Genomic DNA, 15,251 nt, shown 5'->3' with positions numbered 1-15,251 from the left:
GTCACAGGATCAGGCTACGCAGTTCATCGGAAAGGGCTCCCGGCAGCTTGATGGCGGCCAGGTCGTTTGCAGCTTGGGCATTCCAGGTTTCTTCATCCCACAACTGGAACTTGTTCAGGTGGCCGACCAGCATTGCGTGCTTGTCCAGCTTGACGTGCTCACGCAGGCGCGGCGGGATCAGGATGCGCGCACTGCCGTCCATTTCGAGATCTACCGCGTTCCCCACCAGCAGGCGCTGCAGGATCCGGTTCTTCTCATCCAGAGAGGCCAGCACGCTGAGCTTTTCCTCGATCCGCTCCCACTCGACCAGGGGATAGATGTTCAGGCAGGGGTCATTGATGTCGATGGTTACGATGAGCTGGCCTGCACAACGCGAAACGAGCTCGTCACGATACCGACTCGGCATCGCGAGGCGCCCTTTGGCGTCGAGACTGATGGCGTTAGCTCCGCGAAACACGGCTGCGCTTCCCCTGTAATTAGCTTTCCTTGCCCATAAAAACCCACTTCATGCCACTTTTCACCACTTGCGCACACTATAGAAACGCCTACGCCCCACCGTCAAGGCGCCACGAAAGGGAAAAATCCTTACAGGACGGAGATTTAGCGAACAAAAGCGAGGGGAAAAGGGATGCCAGGGCCGGCCTAGGACAGGCAAATTCCAGCCATTCCAGCGAGCTGAAAATCGAACTTAAAGTAATTTATTAAGAGTAAGAATTTTTCGGTATCAGAACAGCGAGGGATAGAAGCGCAAAACAAGAAGGGAGGAAGGAGGAGAGTCGATCTGTAAGCCGGGTTCTGTCGAGGACAGCCATTCCTCTACGACGTACATCACTGCACGCCTTTAGCAACCTACCCGGTTCCAGCGCGGGCCACGCCGATGGAACCCTATTTGGTCTTGCTCCGAGTGGGGTTTACCTAGCCACGGACTGTTGCCAGCCGTGCGGTGCGCTCTTACCGCACCTTTTCACCCTTACCGGCGCCGAAACGCTTAGGCGGTTATTTTCTGTGGCACTTTCCGTAGGCTCACGCCTCCCAGGCGTTACCTGGCACTCTGCCCTATGGAGCCCGGACTTTCCTCCCCCTTCTTGCGAAGGCAGCGACTGTCCGATCGACTCTCCGCCGGCAAGGGTAACAAAGCGGCAAGCGCCAAGCTACAAGCTGCAAGAAAAAGCACGCCGCGACCATTGGCGTAGGAGCAGCTTCAGCCGCGAATGGGCCACCATCGCTCCTGCCCTATTCGCGGCTAAAGCCGCTCCTACAGCTGGCGCTCCAGCGCCACCTGATACAGCAGGTTCTTACGCACGCCGGTGATCTGCGCCGCCAGCGCTGCCGCCCGCTTGAGGGGCATTTCCGCCATCAGCAGATCGAGCACGCGCAGCGCTTCGGCGCTGACCGCCTCCTCGCCTTCCGGCGCCTGCCAGCCCGCCACCAGCACCACGCACTCGCCACGCTGCTGATTACTGTCTGCGCCCACCCACTCGCACAGTTCGGCCAGCGGCAGCCCCTGCAGAGTCTCGAAGGTCTTGGTCAGCTCACGCGCCAGCAATGCCAGGCGCTCGGCGCCGAATACGTCGCGCATATCCTGCAGGCACTCCAGAATACGGTGCGGCGCCTCATAGAAGATCAGCGTGCGCGGCTCCTCGCGCACCTGCTCCAGGCGCGCCCGGCGACCTGCCGCCTTGGCTGGCAGGAAACCTTCGAAGATGAAGCGATCGGATGGCAGACCAGCGGCCGACAGCGCCGCGATCAGCGCGCAGGCACCCGGCACCGGTACCACTGCGAAGCCGGCGGCACGCGCCTGGCGCACCAGGTGATAGCCCGGATCGGAAATCAGCGGCGTACCGGCATCGGAAATCAGCGCCACATCTTCCCCTGCCTGCAATCGCGCCAGAAAGCGGCCGCCCTGGGCGCGCTCGTTGTGCTCATGGCAGGCAGCCAACGGCGTTGCGATGCCGAAGTGCTGCAGCAGGCGCGCCGAATGCCGAGTGTCCTCCGCGGCGATCAGCGCTACCTCGCGCAGAATCCGCAAGGCCCGCGCACTGATGTCATCCAGGTTGCCGATCGGCGTGGCGACCACATAAAGGCTGCCGGGCTGGACGCTTGCGACTGCGGGCTGACTCACTGGAAACACCTCGTTAATTGAATGAGCGCTCATTCTAGCCGGTTCCGCCCCTGCGGCATCGCACCGATCTCGGGGCTTGGGTACAATCGCCGCTTGATTTGCTCAAGTATCAGGATGACCCGATGATCGCTAGCCTGCGTCCTCTTTCCGCTCTTTTCCTGGCTGGCCTGCTCGCCGCCTGCGCCAGCTCGCCCTCCAACGACCTGGGCCAGTTGCCGCGTACGCCACAAGCGAGCATCGAGCAGATGCTCCAGCAAGCCGCCGAGAGCAAACCGGAACAGGCCGCCCTGCTGCGCCTGTCGGCAGCCGACCAGAGCTACCAGCAAAATGACGTGGCGCGTGCCACACGCATTCTCGAGCAGCTCGATATCACCAGCCTGCAGCCCGCGCAGCAGATCTTCGCCAGTACCCTGAAGGCGGAGCTGGCCATGGCCCGCCGGCAACCGCAAAGCGCGCTGAAAGCGCTGCAGCATCCCAGCCTGGAGCGCCTGGGCGAATTGCCGGTCGAGCAACAGATTCGCACCCAGCTGGTTCGCGCACGCGCCCTGGAAGCCGACGGCCAGACTCTGGCCGCCGCCCGCGAACGCGTGTTCATCGCCCCACTGCTGAGTGGCCAGGCCGCCCATGACAACCACGAGAATATCTGGGCACTGGTGTCCACTCTGCCAGCGCAAACCTCTGCCGGCGCCGACAGCGACCTGGCCGGCTGGCTGGCGCTGGCTCAGCTGACCAAGAGCAGCGCCACGCTCGAACAGCAGCAAGCCGCCATCGACCAGTGGGTCGCGCAGAACCCGCAGCACCCGGCTGCCGAGCAACTGCCCGAAGCACTGGGCAAGCTGCGCGAACTGGCCAGCCAGCCGCTGACCCGCATCGCCCTGCTGCTGCCACAGGAAGGTCAGCTTGCCAGTGTTGCCCGCGCACTGCGCGACGGTTTCCTCGCCGCACATTACGAAGCCCAGCAGGCCGGACAGAACCCGCCGGATATCAAACTCTATGACAGTTCGCGCATCGGCTCGCTTGACGCCTTCTACCAGCAGGCGCAGGCCGACGGCGTGCAACTGGTGGTCGGCCCACTGGAAAAACCACTGGTTAAGCAACTCAGCGATCGCGAGCAACTGCCCATCACCACCCTCGCCCTGAACTACAGCGATGCTGGCCAGGAAGGCCCCGCGCAGTTGTTCCAGTTCGGCCTGGCGGCCGAGGACGAGGCCCGCGAGGTCGCGCGCCGCGCCTGGAACGACGGCATGCGCCGCGCCGTCGCCCTGGTGCCGCGTGGTGATTGGGGTGATCGTGTACTGGATGCCTTCCGCCAGAGCTGGCAAGCCCAGGGCGGTACGCTGATCGCCGCCGAGCACGTCGACCAGCCCGTGGAGCTGGCCCGCCAGATCGCCGACCTGTTCCAACTGCGCGAGAGCGAGGCCCGTGCACGCCGCCTGCAAAACACCCTGGGCACCAGCCTGGACGCGCAACCGGCGCGCCGCCAGGACATCGACTTCATTTTCCTTGCCGCCACACCGCAACAGGCGCAGCAGATCAAGCCCACCCTGGCCTTCCAGTACGCCGGCGACGTGCCGGTCTACGCCACCTCGCACCTGTTCACCGGCGCGCACAGCCAGGCTCAGTATCAGGACCTCGAAGGCATTCGCTTCTGCGAAACCCCCTGGCTGCTCGACACTCACGCACCGCTGCGCCAGGAAGTCATGAACCAGTGGCCGCAGGCAGGCGGCAGCCTGGGTCGCCTGTACGCCATGGGCGTCGACGCCTATCGCCTGGCCCCGCGCCTGGGCCAGCTCAAGGCGCTGCCTGAGTCGCGCATCGACGGCCTGTCCGGCAGTCTCAGCCTCAATGCCACGCAGCGCATCGAACGCCAGCTGCCCTGGGCCGAGTTCCGTGACGGCCAGGTTCAGCGCCTACCCGACAGCATCAATTGAGCACACACAACGATCTGGGCCGAGCCTCCGAACAGGCGGCTCGTCAGCATCTGGAACGTAACGGCCTGCGCCTGATCGAACAGAACTGGAGCTGTCGGCGTGGCGAGCTCGATCTGGTCATGCTCGACGGCGATACAGTAGTATTCGTCGAAGTCCGCGCCCGCCGCCACAGCGCCTGGGGCGGCGCCCTGGAGAGCATCGATGCGCGCAAGCGTGGCAAGCTGGTCATCGCCGCAGAACTCTTCCTCCAGCAACACTCACGCTGGGCCCGCTACTCCTGCCGCTTCGATGTGGTCGCCATCAGCACTGACGGCGCCACTCGCCTCGACTGGATCAAGAACGCCTTCGACGCCTGACGGCCGTACATTCAAGGTTTAACCGATGGACATGCAATCCCGAATCCGCCAGCTCTTCCAAGCCAGCATCGACACCAAGCAACAGGCCATGGAAGTCCTGGCACCCTATATCGAGCACGCCAGCCTGGTGATGGTCCAGGCGCTGCTCAACGAGGGCAAGATTCTTTCCTGCGGCAACGGCGGTTCTGCCGGCGATGCCCAGCACTTTTCCTCCGAGCTGCTCAATCGCTTCGAGCGTGAGCGCCCGAGCCTGCCGGCCATTGCCCTGACCACCGACAGCTCGACCATCACCTCGATCGCCAACGACTACAGCTACAACGAGGTTTTTTCGAAACAGATCCGCGCGCTCGGCCAACCCGGCGACGTGCTGCTGGCAATTTCCACCAGCGGCAACTCGGCCAATGTCATCCAGGCCATTCAAGCCGCGCATGACCGCGAAATGATCGTCGTCGCCCTCACCGGCCGCGATGGCGGGGGCATGGCCTCGCTGCTGCTACCGGAAGACGTCGAGATCCGCGTTCCAGCCAAAGCCACCGCACGCATCCAGGAAGTCCACCTGCTGACCATCCACTGCTTGTGCGACCTGATCGACAGTCAATTGTTTGGGAGTGAAGAATGAAGCGTTCCGCCCTGATTCTGGCCGCCCTGGCCGTTACCCTGAGCCTGGCAGGCTGCGGCAGCCGCAGCATCGGCAACAAGATCGACGACCAGTTCCTCGGCCCGGAGGTCGCCTCGCGTATCAGCAACGCTCATGCCGACTTGTCCAGCCCGACCTCGCGCATCGTGGTCACCAGCTACAACGGCGTGATTCTGCTCGCCGGGCAAACCCCACGCAGTGAGCTCAAGGATCGCGCCGCGCAGACCGCTCGTGGAGTACAGGGCGTGAAGAAGGTCTACAACGAACTGCAGGTGCAGCAACCGGCATCCCTGCTGGCGCGCAGCAACGACTCGCTGCTGACCACCAAGATCAAGACGCAGATGCTGGCCGACAGCAATGTGCCGAGCGCACGCGTGAAGGTCGTCACCGAGAACGGCATCGTCTACATGCTCGGCCTGGTGACGCGCGAAGAAGCCAACGCTGCCACCCGCGTGGTACAGGGTGTGTCAGGCGTACAGCGGGTCGTGCGCCTGTTCGAATACACCAACTGAAGCCATCTCAAACTGCGGAACAAGAACGGGCGCCCTAGGGCGCCCGTTTTCGTGTACGGCAAAGATTGCTTCCCGTAGGAGCGAGCTCTGCTCGCGAAGCTTTTGCGTCGAGCGGATTCGCGAGCAGAGCTCGCTCCTACCCTAACGCTGTTCACTTAAGGTTGCATGCGTTTGGCTCCCCTCTCCCATTTATGGGAGAGGGGCTGGGGGAGAGGGCCGACAGCACCGCAAACTACTAGCTTTCCCCTCGCCGAACGCGGCCCGCCCTAACCCTCTCCCCAGAGGGGCGAGGGACTGATCGCGCTCGACCATTTTCTTATGTGAACAGCATTACGCTCCAACCCTATTTCACCACCTTGAGGCTGGGTCGGCCGCTGGGACGCGGTGGCTCGTCACCGGACGGACCGTCATCATCCGGCCCCGGCTCTTCCGGGCCGCCAGCAATCGACGGCTCCATATCGAAGACCATGCCCTGGCCGTTCTCCCGCGCATAGATCGCCAGGATCGCTGCAGCAGGGATATAGAGACTGTGCGCCACACCGCCGAAGCGCCCTTCGAAGCTCACCGCCTCATTGTCCATGTGCAGATGACGCACGGCACTGGGCGAGGCATTGAGCACGATCTGGCCGTCACTGGCGAAGCCAGATGGCACCTGCACCCCAGGGTGCTCGGCATTGACCAGCAGGTGCGGCGTGCAATCGTTATCGACGATCCATTCGTACAGGGCGCGAACCAGGTAGGGACGACTGGAATTCATGACTTCCTCCTTCTCAGCGCATTGCGCGCTCGGCTGCGGAAAGACTGGCCTGAAAGGCCTCACGGGCGAACTGGCGCTCCATATAGTCGAGCAGCGGCTTGGCCGGACGCGGCAGCTCGATACCCAGTACCGGCAAACGCCAGAGAATGGGCAGTAGACAACAATCCACCAGACTCAGCTCCTCGCTGAGGAAGAATGCCTTGTCCGCGAACAGTGGCGATACACCTGTCAGGCTCTCGCGCAGCTCCTTGCGCGCCAGCTGGCGCTCAGCCTCCTTGCTGCGCTTGTCGAGAATACGATCGACAAGCACGCACCAGTCGCGCTGGATGCGGTGCATCAGCAGGCGACTATTGGCCCGCGCCACCGGATACACCGGCAACAGCGGCGGATGCGGATAACGCTCGTCGAGATACTCCATCACCACGGACGCCTCGTACAGCGCCAGGTCACGGTCGACCAGGGTCGGCAAACTGCCATAGGGATTGACTTCGGCAAGCTTGGGCGGACAGCGGCCCTGCTCGACATCGATGATCTCGACGCTGACACCTTTCTCGGCGAGCACCAGACGCACGCGATGGGAATAGTGGTCGGCGGGGTCGGAGTAGCAGGTCAACCTGTTGGTCACCGCCATGGCGATCCTCCTCGCTTTTTGATTATTCAGAAACAGGAAAAATTGCCGGAGCAATTTTTTCGTCGCAGACACGGCGCCCTAAGGCGGCCGTTAGAAATGGCAGGGCAGAAAAACCTGCGCGCCCCTCAGGGCGCGCAGGTCTCATGCAGCTCGAACGACTTAGTGAACGTCCTTCCAGTACTCACGCTTGAGCAGGTAGGCGAACACGAAGAAGAACGCCAGGTACAGCAGCACGTAGGTGCCGATGCGCTGGGATTTCAGCTTGACCGGGTTGGCCGAGTAGGCCAGGAAGGTCACCAGGTTCTTGATCTTCTCGTCGAACTCGGCCTCGCTCAGCTTGCCGGTGTTCGGCTCGATGGTGAGCTGATCGCAGGCCTCGTGAGTGATCGGCGCACCGGTCAACGGGTCGAATTGCTTCTTGCCGTCGGTGACGACCTGAACCTGCTTGCAACCGATGACCTGATTGCCCTGCAGGCCAACCAGCACGTTGGGCATGCCGACGTTCGGGAACACCTTATTGTTGGAGCCCAGCGGACGGGTCGGATCGGCGTAGAAAGTACGCAGGTAGGTGTACAGCCAGTCGTTGCCACGCACACGAGCGACCAGGGTCAGATCGGGCGGCGCCGCACCGAACCAGGCCTTGGCATCGTCCGGCTTCATGCCGATCTTCATGTGGTCGCCGATCTTGGCGTCGTTGAACACCAGGTTGTCCAGCATGATTTCATGCGGGATGCCGAGGTCATCAGCGACACGCTCGTAACGCTGGTACTGGGCCGAGTGGCAGCCCATGCAGTAGTTGGCGAAGGTACGCGCGCCGTCCTGCATGGCAGCCTTGTCGGTCAGGTCGATGTCGACCTTGTCCAGTTGCACATCATGACCACCGGCGGCGAAGCTGAGGGCCGGCAGCGCAGCGAAAACAAATGCAGCAAAGAGCTTTTTCATCAGCCAGTCACCCTTTCCGGAACCGGTTTGGTCTTCTCCATCCTGGTGTAGAACGGCATCAGGATGAAGTACGCGAAGTACAGGAAGGTGCACACCTGCGACAGCAGGGTACGACCCGGGGTCGGCGCCAGCACACCCAGCACGCCCAGGATGACGAAGGAGATGCAGAACACCACCAGCCAGATCTTGCTCAGCCAACCCTTGTAGCGCATCGACTTGACCGGGCTGCGGTCGAGCCAAGGCAGCACGAACAGCACGGCGATGGCAGCCCCCATGGCGATAACGCCGAGCAGCTTGTCCGGTACCGCACGCAGAATCGCGTAGAACGGAGTGAAGTACCAAACCGGCGCGATGTGCTCAGGGGTCTTGAACGGGTTGGCCGCTTCGAAGTTCGGCTTCTCGAGGAAGTAACCGCCCATTTCCGGGAAGAAGAACACCACGAAGCAGAACACGAACAGGAAGACCACTACGCCGACGATGTCCTTCACGGTGTAGTACGGGTGGAACGCGATACCGTCCAGCGGCACGCCGTTCTCGTCTTTGAACTTCTTGATGTCGACGCCGTCCGGGTTGTTCGAGCCGACTTCGTGCAGCGCCAGGATGTGCAGCACGACCAGGCCGAGCAGAACGATCGGCAGCGCGATCACGTGCAGGGCGAAGAAGCGGTTCAGGGTGATGCCGGAGATCAGGTAGTCACCACGGATCCACTGGGTCAGGTCGTCACCGATGACCGGGATGGCACCGAACAGCGAGATGATCACCTGGGCGCCCCAGTAGGACATCTGGCCCCACGGCAGCAGGTAGCCCATGAAGGCTTCGGCCATCAGCACCAGATAGATCAGCATGCCGAAGATCCACACCAGCTCGCGCGGCTTCTGATAGGAGCCGTAGAGCAGACCGCGGAACATGTGCAGGTAGACCACCACGAAGAACGCCGAAGCGCCGGTGGAGTGCAGATAGCGAAGGATCCAACCGTATTCGACGTCACGCATGATGTATTCGACGGAGGCGAAAGCGCCTTCGGCCGAAGGTTCGAAGCTCATGGTCAGCCAGATACCGGTAACGATCTGGTTGACCAGCACCAGCAGTGCCAGCGAGCCGAAGAAGTAGAAGAAGTTGAAGTTCTTCGGGGCGTAGTACTTGGAGAGATGGTCTTCCCACATCTTGGTGGCGGGGAAGCGCGCATCCACCCATTCCATGAATTTGCTCATCACGCGTTCTCCTGGTCCACACCGATGATGATTACATCATCCGTTTCGTAGGTGTGCGGCGGCACCGGCAGGTTCAGCGGTGCAGGCTGGGCCTTGTACACGCGGCCGGCGAGGTCGTAGCGCGAGCCGTGGCAGGGGCAGAAATAGCCACCCACCCAGTCCGGCCCCAGGTCAGCCGGGGCGACTTCCGGGCGGAAGGACGGCGCACAGCCAAGGTGGGTGCAAAGACCTACCAGCACCAGCAGTTCCGGCTTGATCGAGCGGTTTTTCTTGTCCACGTACTCCGGCTGCACGGAAGCAGCCGACTCGGGATCCGCAACGCTACCTTCGATCTTGGTCAGGTTGGCCAGAATCTCCTCGGTACGGCGCACGATGAACACCGGCTGACCGCGCCATTCAGCAACCATCTGCTGACCTGCTTCGATCTTGCCGACGTTCACCTTCACCGGTGCACCGGCCGCCTTGGCCTTGGCACTGGGGAACCATGACCCCACGAACGGAGTCGCAGCACCTACCGCCCCTGCTGCACCCACCACGGAGGTGGCTGCAACCAGGAAGCGACGCCGGCCTGCATTCACGCCGTCATTGCTCATTCAGTCGTCTCCCATCAGCTTTGTGGCCTGTTGTTCAGGCCTCTACTAAGTAAAAATCGGGCCGCGCAAAAAATTCGCCAAATGGTAAAGAAAAGCCCCTTTTCTGACAAGGTAATTACCCCCGAAGAGACTGGCGAAAGCCTTGGCGCGTGCGGCTTGCGCGTATGCGGCACGTTGTCGCAGCAATTTTCCAGGCCCATAAAAAACGCCCAGCTCCGTAAGGAAACTGGGCGCTTTTGGAAGCGTAGACGCGATTAACGCTTCGAGTACTGCGGACGCTTACGCGCTTTCCGCAGACCGACTTTCTTACGCTCGACTTCACGGGCGTCACGAGTGACGTAACCGGCTTTACGCAGCGGGCTGCGCAGGGTCTCGTCGTACTCGATCAGAGCGCGGGTGATGCCGTGACGAATGGCACCGGCCTGGCCGCTGACACCACCACCGGCAACGGTGACGAAGATGTCGAACTTCTCGACGGTCTCGGTCAGCTCCAGCGGCTGACGCACGACCATGCGAGCGGTTTCGCGACCGAAGAAGGTATCCAGGTTGCGATTGTTGATCGAGATGTTACCAGTGCCCGGACGCAGGAAAACGCGCGCGGTTGCGGTCTTGCGACGGCCAGTGCCGTAGTTTTGAGTCGCCGACATAATGAACTATTCCGTTAAATCTTCAGTTCTTGGGGCTGCTGAGCGGTGTGCGGGTGAGCGGCACCCTTGTACACCTTCAGCTTACGGTACATGTCGCGACCCAGCGGGTTCTTCGGCAGCATGCCTTTGACCGCGGTCTCGATCACGCGCTCAGGAGCACGAGCGATCAGCTTCTCGAAGTTGATCTCTTTGATGCCGCCCGGGAAACCGGAGTGGGAGTAGTACTTCTTGTCGCTGGCCTTGGCGCCAGTTACACGCACCTGCTCGGCATTGATCACGACGATGTAGTCGCCGGTATCAACGTGCGGGGTGTACTCAGGCTTGTGCTTGCCACGCAGACGGCTCGCGATTTCGGTGGCCAGACGACCCAGGGTCTGACCAGCAGCATCAACGACGAACCAATCGCGTTTTACTGTTTCCGGTTTAGCAGTAAAAGTTTTCATTCTTTATAGCCTCAGGGGCCGCCCAGCAAAAATAGACGGCGGATCTTACTGGATAGTGCGTACTTTGACAAGTCAAAGGCAGCCGCATACGGACGCTATCGGGGGCTCGGGTCAGCGCGTCCACAATACGGCAAGATTCTTCGGCAGGCGGCGCATCACTTCCACCGCAGAAAGAGGTGCCGGATTATCCGGATTGCGAAAAAAATTTCAACCTGCTTGTATGACTCTTTTAGCCAAGGAGCACTTCATGGAATACCGCAAGCTAGGCCGAACCGATCTCGATGTCAGCGCACTGTGCCTGGGCACGATGACCTGGGGCGAGCAGAACAGCGAGAGCGAAGGCCACGCCCAGATCGAGCGGGCCAAGGCCAGCGGCATCAATTTCATCGATACCGCCGAGATGTACCCGGTGCCGCCGCGCGCTGAAACCTACAGCAAGACCGAGCAGATCATCGGCAGCTATTTCAAGCGCCACGGCGATCGCGCCGACTGGATTCTGGCCAGCAAGATCGCCGGCCCCGGCAACGGCATCAGCCACATCCGCGATGGCCAGCTCAAATTCAACCGCCAGCACATCGTCGCCGCGCTGGATGCCAGCCTCGAGCGCCTGCAGACCGACTGGATCGACCTGTATCAGTTGCACTGGCCTGAGCGCCCGACCAACTTCTTCGGTCAGCTCGACTACAAACACAAGGACGTTGATTTCACGCCGCTGGAAGAGACACTCGAAGTGCTCGACGAGCAGGTCAAGGCCGGCAAGATCCGCCACATCGGCCTGTCCAACGAAACACCCTGGGGCACCATGAAGTTCCTGCAACTGGCCGAGAGCCGCGGCTGGCCGCGCGCGGTGTCGATCCAGAACCCTTACAACCTGCTCAATCGCAGCTTCGAAGTGGGTCTGGCGGAAGTGGCGATTCGCGAGCAATGCGGTCTACTGGCCTATTCACCGCTGGCGTTCGGCATGCTCAGCGGCAAGTACGAAGGTGGCGAGAAACCTTCCGGCGCGCGCCTGACACTATTCGAACGTTTCCAGCGCTACAACAATGCGCAGAGCATCGCAGCTACCTCCCGCTACGTGACCCTGGCCCGCGAGCATGGCCTGGACCCGGCGCAGATGGCCCTGGCTTTCGTTACCGCGCAGCCGTTCGTAACCAGCAACATTATCGGTGCCACCAGCCTGGAGCAGTTGGACAGCAACATCGCCAGCGCCGGGTTGAAACTCTCCGAAGAGGTGCTTGCCGGTATCGAGGCGATTCACAAGGCGCAGCCCAACCCCGCGCCCTAAAAAAGAGAGGGCTGATCGTTCCTGGCGTCGCGTCGCGAGGCCAGGCGATCGGCCAGTCGGGTCGGTTCGGGCAGGCGGTGACGCCTGACGCAGGCCATGACCAGCTCCGGCGCTCGCTCGAGACTGACCCGATTGCCCGGAGAGACGATCAGCGGTCGCACACCATCCTTGCTGCGCAATACCCAGCCGATTCGCTCGCCTCTCCTGCTCAGCAGCTCGACGCGCGCACCACGCGCCTCATCCAGCTCGGCGTGATGTCCGGTGAGAATCTTCTTGGCCACACCAATGGTCGGCAAGCCGCTGACCACGCCCAGGTGCGCGGCGATGCCCAGACCGCGCGGATGGGCGATGCCGTGACCGTCGACGAAGACCAGATCCGGTTCGTGCGGCAGATCAACCAATGCTCGAAGCAAAGCGGGCAATTCGCGAAAGGACAGCAACCCCGGCACGTAGGGCATGCTGGTGGGAATGCGCGCCACGCACTCGGCCAGCGGTTCGAGAGTATCGGCGTCCAATAGCACTGCGGCAGCGCGAGTGATGGCGCCGCCCTCCTCGAAGCCGACATCCACACCCGCCAAGCGCCGCAGCGGCGGATAATCGTCCTCCAGCCGTACTTGCCGGGCCAGTTGCGTCTGCAATTCGCGGGCAGCCGTCGGGCTGCCGTCCCAATCCGCGAAGGGGGCGGCAGCCAGATCGCTCAATCGGGTCATGAGGCTCTCCAGGCATTTCTACCTTGGAGCCGCGGGGCGACGCCTGAGTTCGCCCCGTGAACCACTACCCCATTACACCAACGAGCGGGAAATGATCTCCTTCATGATCTCGTTGGTACCGGCATAGATGCGCTGCACGCGCGCATCAGCCCAGGCACGCGCAATCGGATACTCCCACATGAAGCCGTAGCCGCCGTGCAGTTGCACGCACTCATCGAGTACCTTGCACTGCAGGTCAGTGGTCCAGTACTTGAGCATCGCCGCAGTCGGCACATCGAGCTTGCCATCAAGGTGCAGCTCCAAACAGCGGTCGATGAACACCCGGCCGACCTGAATTTCGGTCGCCATCTCGGCAAGCTTGAAGCGAGTATTCTGGAAATCCGCCACGGCCTTGCCGAATGCCTTGCGCTCGCGGGTGTACTCCAGCGTCCACTTGAGCGCCGCCTCGGCCGAAGCCAGCGCGCCGATGCCGACGGTCAGACGCTCCTGCGGCAATTCCTGCATCAGGTAGGCGAAGCCCATGCCCGGCTGACCCAGCAGGTTTTCCTTGGGCACGCGTACATCCTGGAAGAACAGCTCGGAGGTGTCCTGCGCTTTCATGCCGACTTTTTCCAGGCGCTTGCCCTTGGAGAAGCCCGGCGTATTGGCCTCCACCAGGAACAGGCTGGTGCCCTTGGCGCCGGCCTTGGGGTCGGTCTTGGCCACGACGATGACCAGATCCGCCAGCCAGCCATTGGTGATGAAGGTCTTCGAGCCATTGATGACGTACTCGTCGCCATCGAGCACAGCGGTGGTCTTCACACCCTGCAAGTCGGAGCCGGCGCCCGGCTCGGTCATGGCGATGGCGGTGACCATCTCGCCGCTCACCAGCTTGGGCAGGTAGCGCTGCTTCAGCGCCTCGCTGCCGTAATGCAGGATGTACGGCGCGACGATGTCCGAGTGCAGCGAGAAGCCGATACCGGTCAGCCCCAGACGACCGATCTCCTCGATCACCACGGTGCTGTAGAGGAAGTCGGCCGCCATGCCGCCGTACTCTTCGGGGATATGCGAGCAGAGCATGCCGGCCTCACCCGCCTTGTTCCACAGCGCCCGATCGATATGGCCGTCCTTCTCCCATTGATGATGATGAGGCACCGCTTCCTGCTCGAGAAACTTGCGCACGCTGTCTCGGAACAGTTCATGGTCGGAGCTGAATAGGGTTCTGGGAATCATAGCGCTACCTGTAGTCATCGAGGAATCAGCGCTCGACTTTAGCCAAGCAAACGCTTGCTTACACTGGACACAAGCGCCAAAAAATAAGACGATCCAGCCACCCAGTGACCACTTAGCCTTTATAAAAACAACATATGGTTAATCATCAGTCAGGCGCCTTACGGCGCGTCAGCATTCTCGCCACCGACGGCGTGTTCGCCTCTACGGTGATGCAAGCCAAGGACTTTTTCCACATGGCTGGCGTTCGCTACGCCAAGCAGCAAGGTCTTGACCTTAAGCCGCCTTTCGAAATCCACTTGGTCAGCCCCGACGGCCAGCCGGTGAACAGCTTCAGCAATGTACGCGTTCCGGTCGATAGCGGCCTGGACGCCTGCGATGTGATCATCCTGCCGGCCTTCTGGGACGACTTCGATGCGCTCAGCCGTCGTTACCCGCAGGTGCTGGACTGGCTCAAGCGTCAGCATGCCAGCGGTACGGCGATCTGCGGAGAAGCCAGCGGCGTATTCTGGATGGCCGAAGCTGGCCTGCTCGACGGCAAGGAGGCCACTACCTACTGGCGCTTCTTCCGCGAGTTCGCCGAGCGCTTCCCCAAGGTCCTGCTCAACCAGGACAAGCATCTGTCGGATGCCGACAACCTGTATTGCGCCGGCGGCGTCACCTCGGCCTGCGATCTGTATATCTACCTGATCGAACGTTACTGCGGCGCTGGCGTCGCCCAGGGTGTGGCACGTGACATTCTCTACGAGGTGCAACGCAGTTATACGCCGGGGCGCATCGGCTTCGGCGGGCAGAAACTGCATCAGGACGTCACCGTACTGCAGATCCAGCATTGGCTGGAGGAGCACTACGCCGACAAATTCCGTTTCGAGGACGTAGCCCGCGAGCACGGCATGAGCATTCGCAACTTCATGCGTCGCTTCCAGGGCGCCACCGGCGACAAACCGCTGCACTACCTGCAGCGCCTGCGCATCGAAACCGCCAAGAGCCTGCTCTCCTCCACACGCAAGAGCATCAAGACCATCAGCTACGAAGTCGGTTACGACGACGCCAGCTTCTTTGCACGCCTGTTCCGCCAGCACACCGACCTGTCGCCGAACCAGTACCGCCGGCAATTTCAGCAGAAGGAAAAACAGGAGTAAGCGTCGCCCTGCCCGTCGAGTTCGCCAGCTATCTGACGTAGGTGTAAGGCGACAGCAAAGACAACTCGCGGCAACGAGCAAGGCGGCCACTGCCATGGATAAGCGGGAAATGGCTTATGCGCA

General features: G+C 61.7%; 17 protein-coding genes and 1 other RNA gene. 6 read left to right on the top strand and 12 right to left on the bottom strand.

Features of this window, described 5'->3' with window-relative positions:
* Nucleotide 1 precedes the first annotated feature (1 nt).
* The 3 genes from mraZ to rsmI form a co-directional block, all read right to left on the bottom strand.
* Complete coding sequence (mraZ, locus tag P3C50_RS18270; protein ID WP_092380073.1) at nucleotides 2-457, bottom strand: division/cell wall cluster transcriptional repressor MraZ; 456 nt, start codon at nucleotides 455-457, stop codon at nucleotides 2-4.
* A gap of 311 nt (nucleotides 458-768) precedes the next feature.
* Nucleotides 769-1,116, bottom strand: an RNA gene (gene rnpB, locus P3C50_RS18265) — RNase P RNA component class A.
* Between the two features lie 139 nt (nucleotides 1,117-1,255).
* A complete protein-coding gene (rsmI, locus tag P3C50_RS18260) occupies nucleotides 1,256-2,155 on the bottom strand; it encodes a 16S rRNA (cytidine(1402)-2'-O)-methyltransferase (protein ID WP_275547044.1) in 900 nt (299 codons plus the stop codon).
* A gap of 89 nt (nucleotides 2,156-2,244) precedes the next feature.
* On the opposite strand from rsmI, the gene P3C50_RS18255 reads away from it, so the two are divergent.
* Genes P3C50_RS18255 through P3C50_RS18240 form a run of 4 tightly spaced genes read left to right on the top strand, consistent with a single transcriptional unit; the run spans nucleotide 2,245 to nucleotide 5,558 of the window.
* Nucleotides 2,245-4,053, top strand: coding sequence for a penicillin-binding protein activator (locus P3C50_RS18255; protein ID WP_275547043.1), 1,809 nt, complete (start codon nucleotides 2,245-2,247; stop codon nucleotides 4,051-4,053).
* The gene (locus P3C50_RS18250; RefSeq protein ID WP_275547042.1) at nucleotides 4,050-4,409 is read left to right on the top strand and encodes a YraN family protein; all 360 of its coding nucleotides are present in this window, start codon (nucleotides 4,050-4,052) and stop codon (nucleotides 4,407-4,409) included. The genes P3C50_RS18255 and P3C50_RS18250 overlap by 4 nt, the downstream gene beginning before the upstream one ends.
* Before the next feature lie 25 nt (nucleotides 4,410-4,434).
* Nucleotides 4,435-5,028 carry a phosphoheptose isomerase gene (locus tag P3C50_RS18245; protein ID WP_197857497.1) on the top strand — a complete coding sequence of 198 codons (594 nt, stop codon included), beginning with the start codon at nucleotides 4,435-4,437 and terminating at the stop codon, nucleotides 5,026-5,028.
* Nucleotides 5,025-5,558: a BON domain-containing protein gene (locus P3C50_RS18240; protein WP_275547041.1), complete on the top strand. Its 534-nt coding sequence runs from the start codon at nucleotides 5,025-5,027 to the stop codon at nucleotides 5,556-5,558. The genes P3C50_RS18245 and P3C50_RS18240 overlap by 4 nt, the downstream gene beginning before the upstream one ends.
* A gap of 343 nt (nucleotides 5,559-5,901) precedes the next feature.
* On the opposite strand, the gene P3C50_RS18235 is transcribed toward P3C50_RS18240, so the two are convergent.
* The 7 genes from P3C50_RS18235 to rplM all read right to left on the bottom strand — a co-directional run bounded on the left by P3C50_RS18235 (nucleotide 5,902) and on the right by rplM (nucleotide 10,782).
* Nucleotides 5,902-6,315: a ClpXP protease specificity-enhancing factor gene (locus tag P3C50_RS18235; RefSeq protein ID WP_197857499.1), complete on the bottom strand. Its 414-nt coding sequence runs from the start codon at nucleotides 6,313-6,315 to the stop codon at nucleotides 5,902-5,904.
* A gap of 13 nt (nucleotides 6,316-6,328) precedes the next feature.
* On the bottom strand, nucleotides 6,329-6,946 hold the full coding sequence (locus P3C50_RS18230) for a glutathione S-transferase N-terminal domain-containing protein (protein ID WP_013714134.1): 618 nt from the start codon (nucleotides 6,944-6,946) through the stop codon (nucleotides 6,329-6,331).
* Between the two features lie 159 nt (nucleotides 6,947-7,105).
* Nucleotides 7,106-7,888, bottom strand: a complete 783-nt coding sequence (locus P3C50_RS18225; protein WP_161864972.1) for a cytochrome c1 — start codon at nucleotides 7,886-7,888, stop codon at nucleotides 7,106-7,108.
* Nucleotides 7,888-9,099: a cytochrome b gene (locus tag P3C50_RS18220; protein ID WP_143506930.1), complete on the bottom strand. Its 1,212-nt coding sequence runs from the start codon at nucleotides 9,097-9,099 to the stop codon at nucleotides 7,888-7,890. The genes P3C50_RS18225 and P3C50_RS18220 overlap by 1 nt, the downstream gene beginning before the upstream one ends.
* Nucleotides 9,099-9,692 (bottom strand): ubiquinol-cytochrome c reductase iron-sulfur subunit, encoded by a 594-nt coding sequence (gene petA / locus P3C50_RS18215; RefSeq protein WP_275547040.1) that lies wholly within the window; start codon nucleotides 9,690-9,692, stop codon nucleotides 9,099-9,101. Before petA ends, P3C50_RS18220 begins: the two co-directional genes overlap by 1 nt.
* Before the next feature lie 254 nt (nucleotides 9,693-9,946).
* Nucleotides 9,947-10,339 carry a 30S ribosomal protein S9 gene (gene rpsI / locus P3C50_RS18210; RefSeq protein WP_161864970.1) on the bottom strand — a complete coding sequence of 131 codons (393 nt, stop codon included), beginning with the start codon at nucleotides 10,337-10,339 and terminating at the stop codon, nucleotides 9,947-9,949.
* A gap of 14 nt (nucleotides 10,340-10,353) precedes the next feature.
* Complete coding sequence (rplM, locus tag P3C50_RS18205; protein WP_003242947.1) at nucleotides 10,354-10,782, bottom strand: 50S ribosomal protein L13; 429 nt, start codon at nucleotides 10,780-10,782, stop codon at nucleotides 10,354-10,356.
* 247 nt (nucleotides 10,783-11,029) lie between these two features.
* On the opposite strand from rplM, the gene P3C50_RS18200 reads away from it, so the two are divergent.
* The gene (locus P3C50_RS18200; RefSeq protein WP_275547039.1) at nucleotides 11,030-12,067 is read left to right on the top strand and encodes an NADP(H)-dependent aldo-keto reductase; all 1,038 of its coding nucleotides are present in this window, start codon (nucleotides 11,030-11,032) and stop codon (nucleotides 12,065-12,067) included.
* On the opposite strand, the gene nfi is transcribed toward P3C50_RS18200, so the two are convergent.
* Nucleotides 12,064-12,777, bottom strand: a complete 714-nt coding sequence (gene nfi / locus P3C50_RS18195) for a deoxyribonuclease V (protein WP_275547038.1) — start codon at nucleotides 12,775-12,777, stop codon at nucleotides 12,064-12,066. The genes P3C50_RS18200 and nfi overlap by 4 nt on opposite strands.
* Before the next feature lie 72 nt (nucleotides 12,778-12,849).
* Nucleotides 12,850-14,007 (bottom strand): acyl-CoA dehydrogenase family protein, encoded by a 1,158-nt coding sequence (locus P3C50_RS18190; RefSeq protein ID WP_275547037.1) that lies wholly within the window; start codon nucleotides 14,005-14,007, stop codon nucleotides 12,850-12,852.
* A gap of 215 nt (nucleotides 14,008-14,222) precedes the next feature.
* Here P3C50_RS18190 and P3C50_RS18185 point away from each other — a divergent pair, with 215 nt between their 5' ends.
* Nucleotides 14,223-15,128, top strand: a complete 906-nt coding sequence (locus P3C50_RS18185; RefSeq protein ID WP_197857510.1) for a GlxA family transcriptional regulator — start codon at nucleotides 14,223-14,225, stop codon at nucleotides 15,126-15,128.
* Nucleotides 15,129-15,251: the final 123 nt, after the last annotated feature.

Origin of the sequence: Pseudomonas sp. Marseille-Q0931 (assembly GCF_940789645.1) — a bacterium.
In the GTDB taxonomy this organism is placed as follows: domain Bacteria; phylum Pseudomonadota; class Gammaproteobacteria; order Pseudomonadales; family Pseudomonadaceae; genus Aquipseudomonas.
Note: the sequence above shows the minus strand (reverse complement) of the source record. Positions and strands in the feature narration are given on the sequence as shown.

Excerpts from the sequence above, each read along its gene's own strand:
- rsmI (WP_275547044.1), bottom strand. The coding sequence starts at position 2,155 with ATGAGCGCTCATTCAATTAACGAGGTGTTTCCAGTGAGTCAGCCCGCA.
- P3C50_RS18255 (WP_275547043.1), top strand. The coding sequence starts at position 2,245 with ATGATCGCTAGCCTGCGTCCTCTTTCCGCTCTTTTCCTGGCTGGCCTG.
- P3C50_RS18245 (WP_197857497.1), top strand. The coding sequence starts at position 4,435 with ATGGACATGCAATCCCGAATCCGCCAGCTCTTCCAAGCCAGCATCGAC.
- P3C50_RS18240 (WP_275547041.1), top strand. The coding sequence starts at position 5,025 with ATGAAGCGTTCCGCCCTGATTCTGGCCGCCCTGGCCGTTACCCTGAGC.
- P3C50_RS18235 (WP_197857499.1), bottom strand. The coding sequence starts at position 6,315 with ATGAATTCCAGTCGTCCCTACCTGGTTCGCGCCCTGTACGAATGGATC.
- P3C50_RS18230 (WP_013714134.1), bottom strand. The coding sequence starts at position 6,946 with ATGGCGGTGACCAACAGGTTGACCTGCTACTCCGACCCCGCCGACCAC.
- P3C50_RS18225 (WP_161864972.1), bottom strand. The coding sequence starts at position 7,888 with ATGAAAAAGCTCTTTGCTGCATTTGTTTTCGCTGCGCTGCCGGCCCTC.
- P3C50_RS18220 (WP_143506930.1), bottom strand. The coding sequence starts at position 9,099 with ATGAGCAAATTCATGGAATGGGTGGATGCGCGCTTCCCCGCCACCAAG.
- petA (WP_275547040.1), bottom strand. The coding sequence starts at position 9,692 with ATGAGCAATGACGGCGTGAATGCAGGCCGGCGTCGCTTCCTGGTTGCA.
- rpsI (WP_161864970.1), bottom strand. The coding sequence starts at position 10,339 with ATGTCGGCGACTCAAAACTACGGCACTGGCCGTCGCAAGACCGCAACC.
- rplM (WP_003242947.1), bottom strand. The coding sequence starts at position 10,782 with ATGAAAACTTTTACTGCTAAACCGGAAACAGTAAAACGCGATTGGTTC.
- P3C50_RS18200 (WP_275547039.1), top strand. The coding sequence starts at position 11,030 with ATGGAATACCGCAAGCTAGGCCGAACCGATCTCGATGTCAGCGCACTG.
- nfi (WP_275547038.1), bottom strand. The coding sequence starts at position 12,777 with ATGACCCGATTGAGCGATCTGGCTGCCGCCCCCTTCGCGGATTGGGAC.
- P3C50_RS18190 (WP_275547037.1), bottom strand. The coding sequence starts at position 14,007 with ATGACTACAGGTAGCGCTATGATTCCCAGAACCCTATTCAGCTCCGAC.
- P3C50_RS18185 (WP_197857510.1), top strand. The coding sequence starts at position 14,223 with ATGGCTGGCGTTCGCTACGCCAAGCAGCAAGGTCTTGACCTTAAGCCG.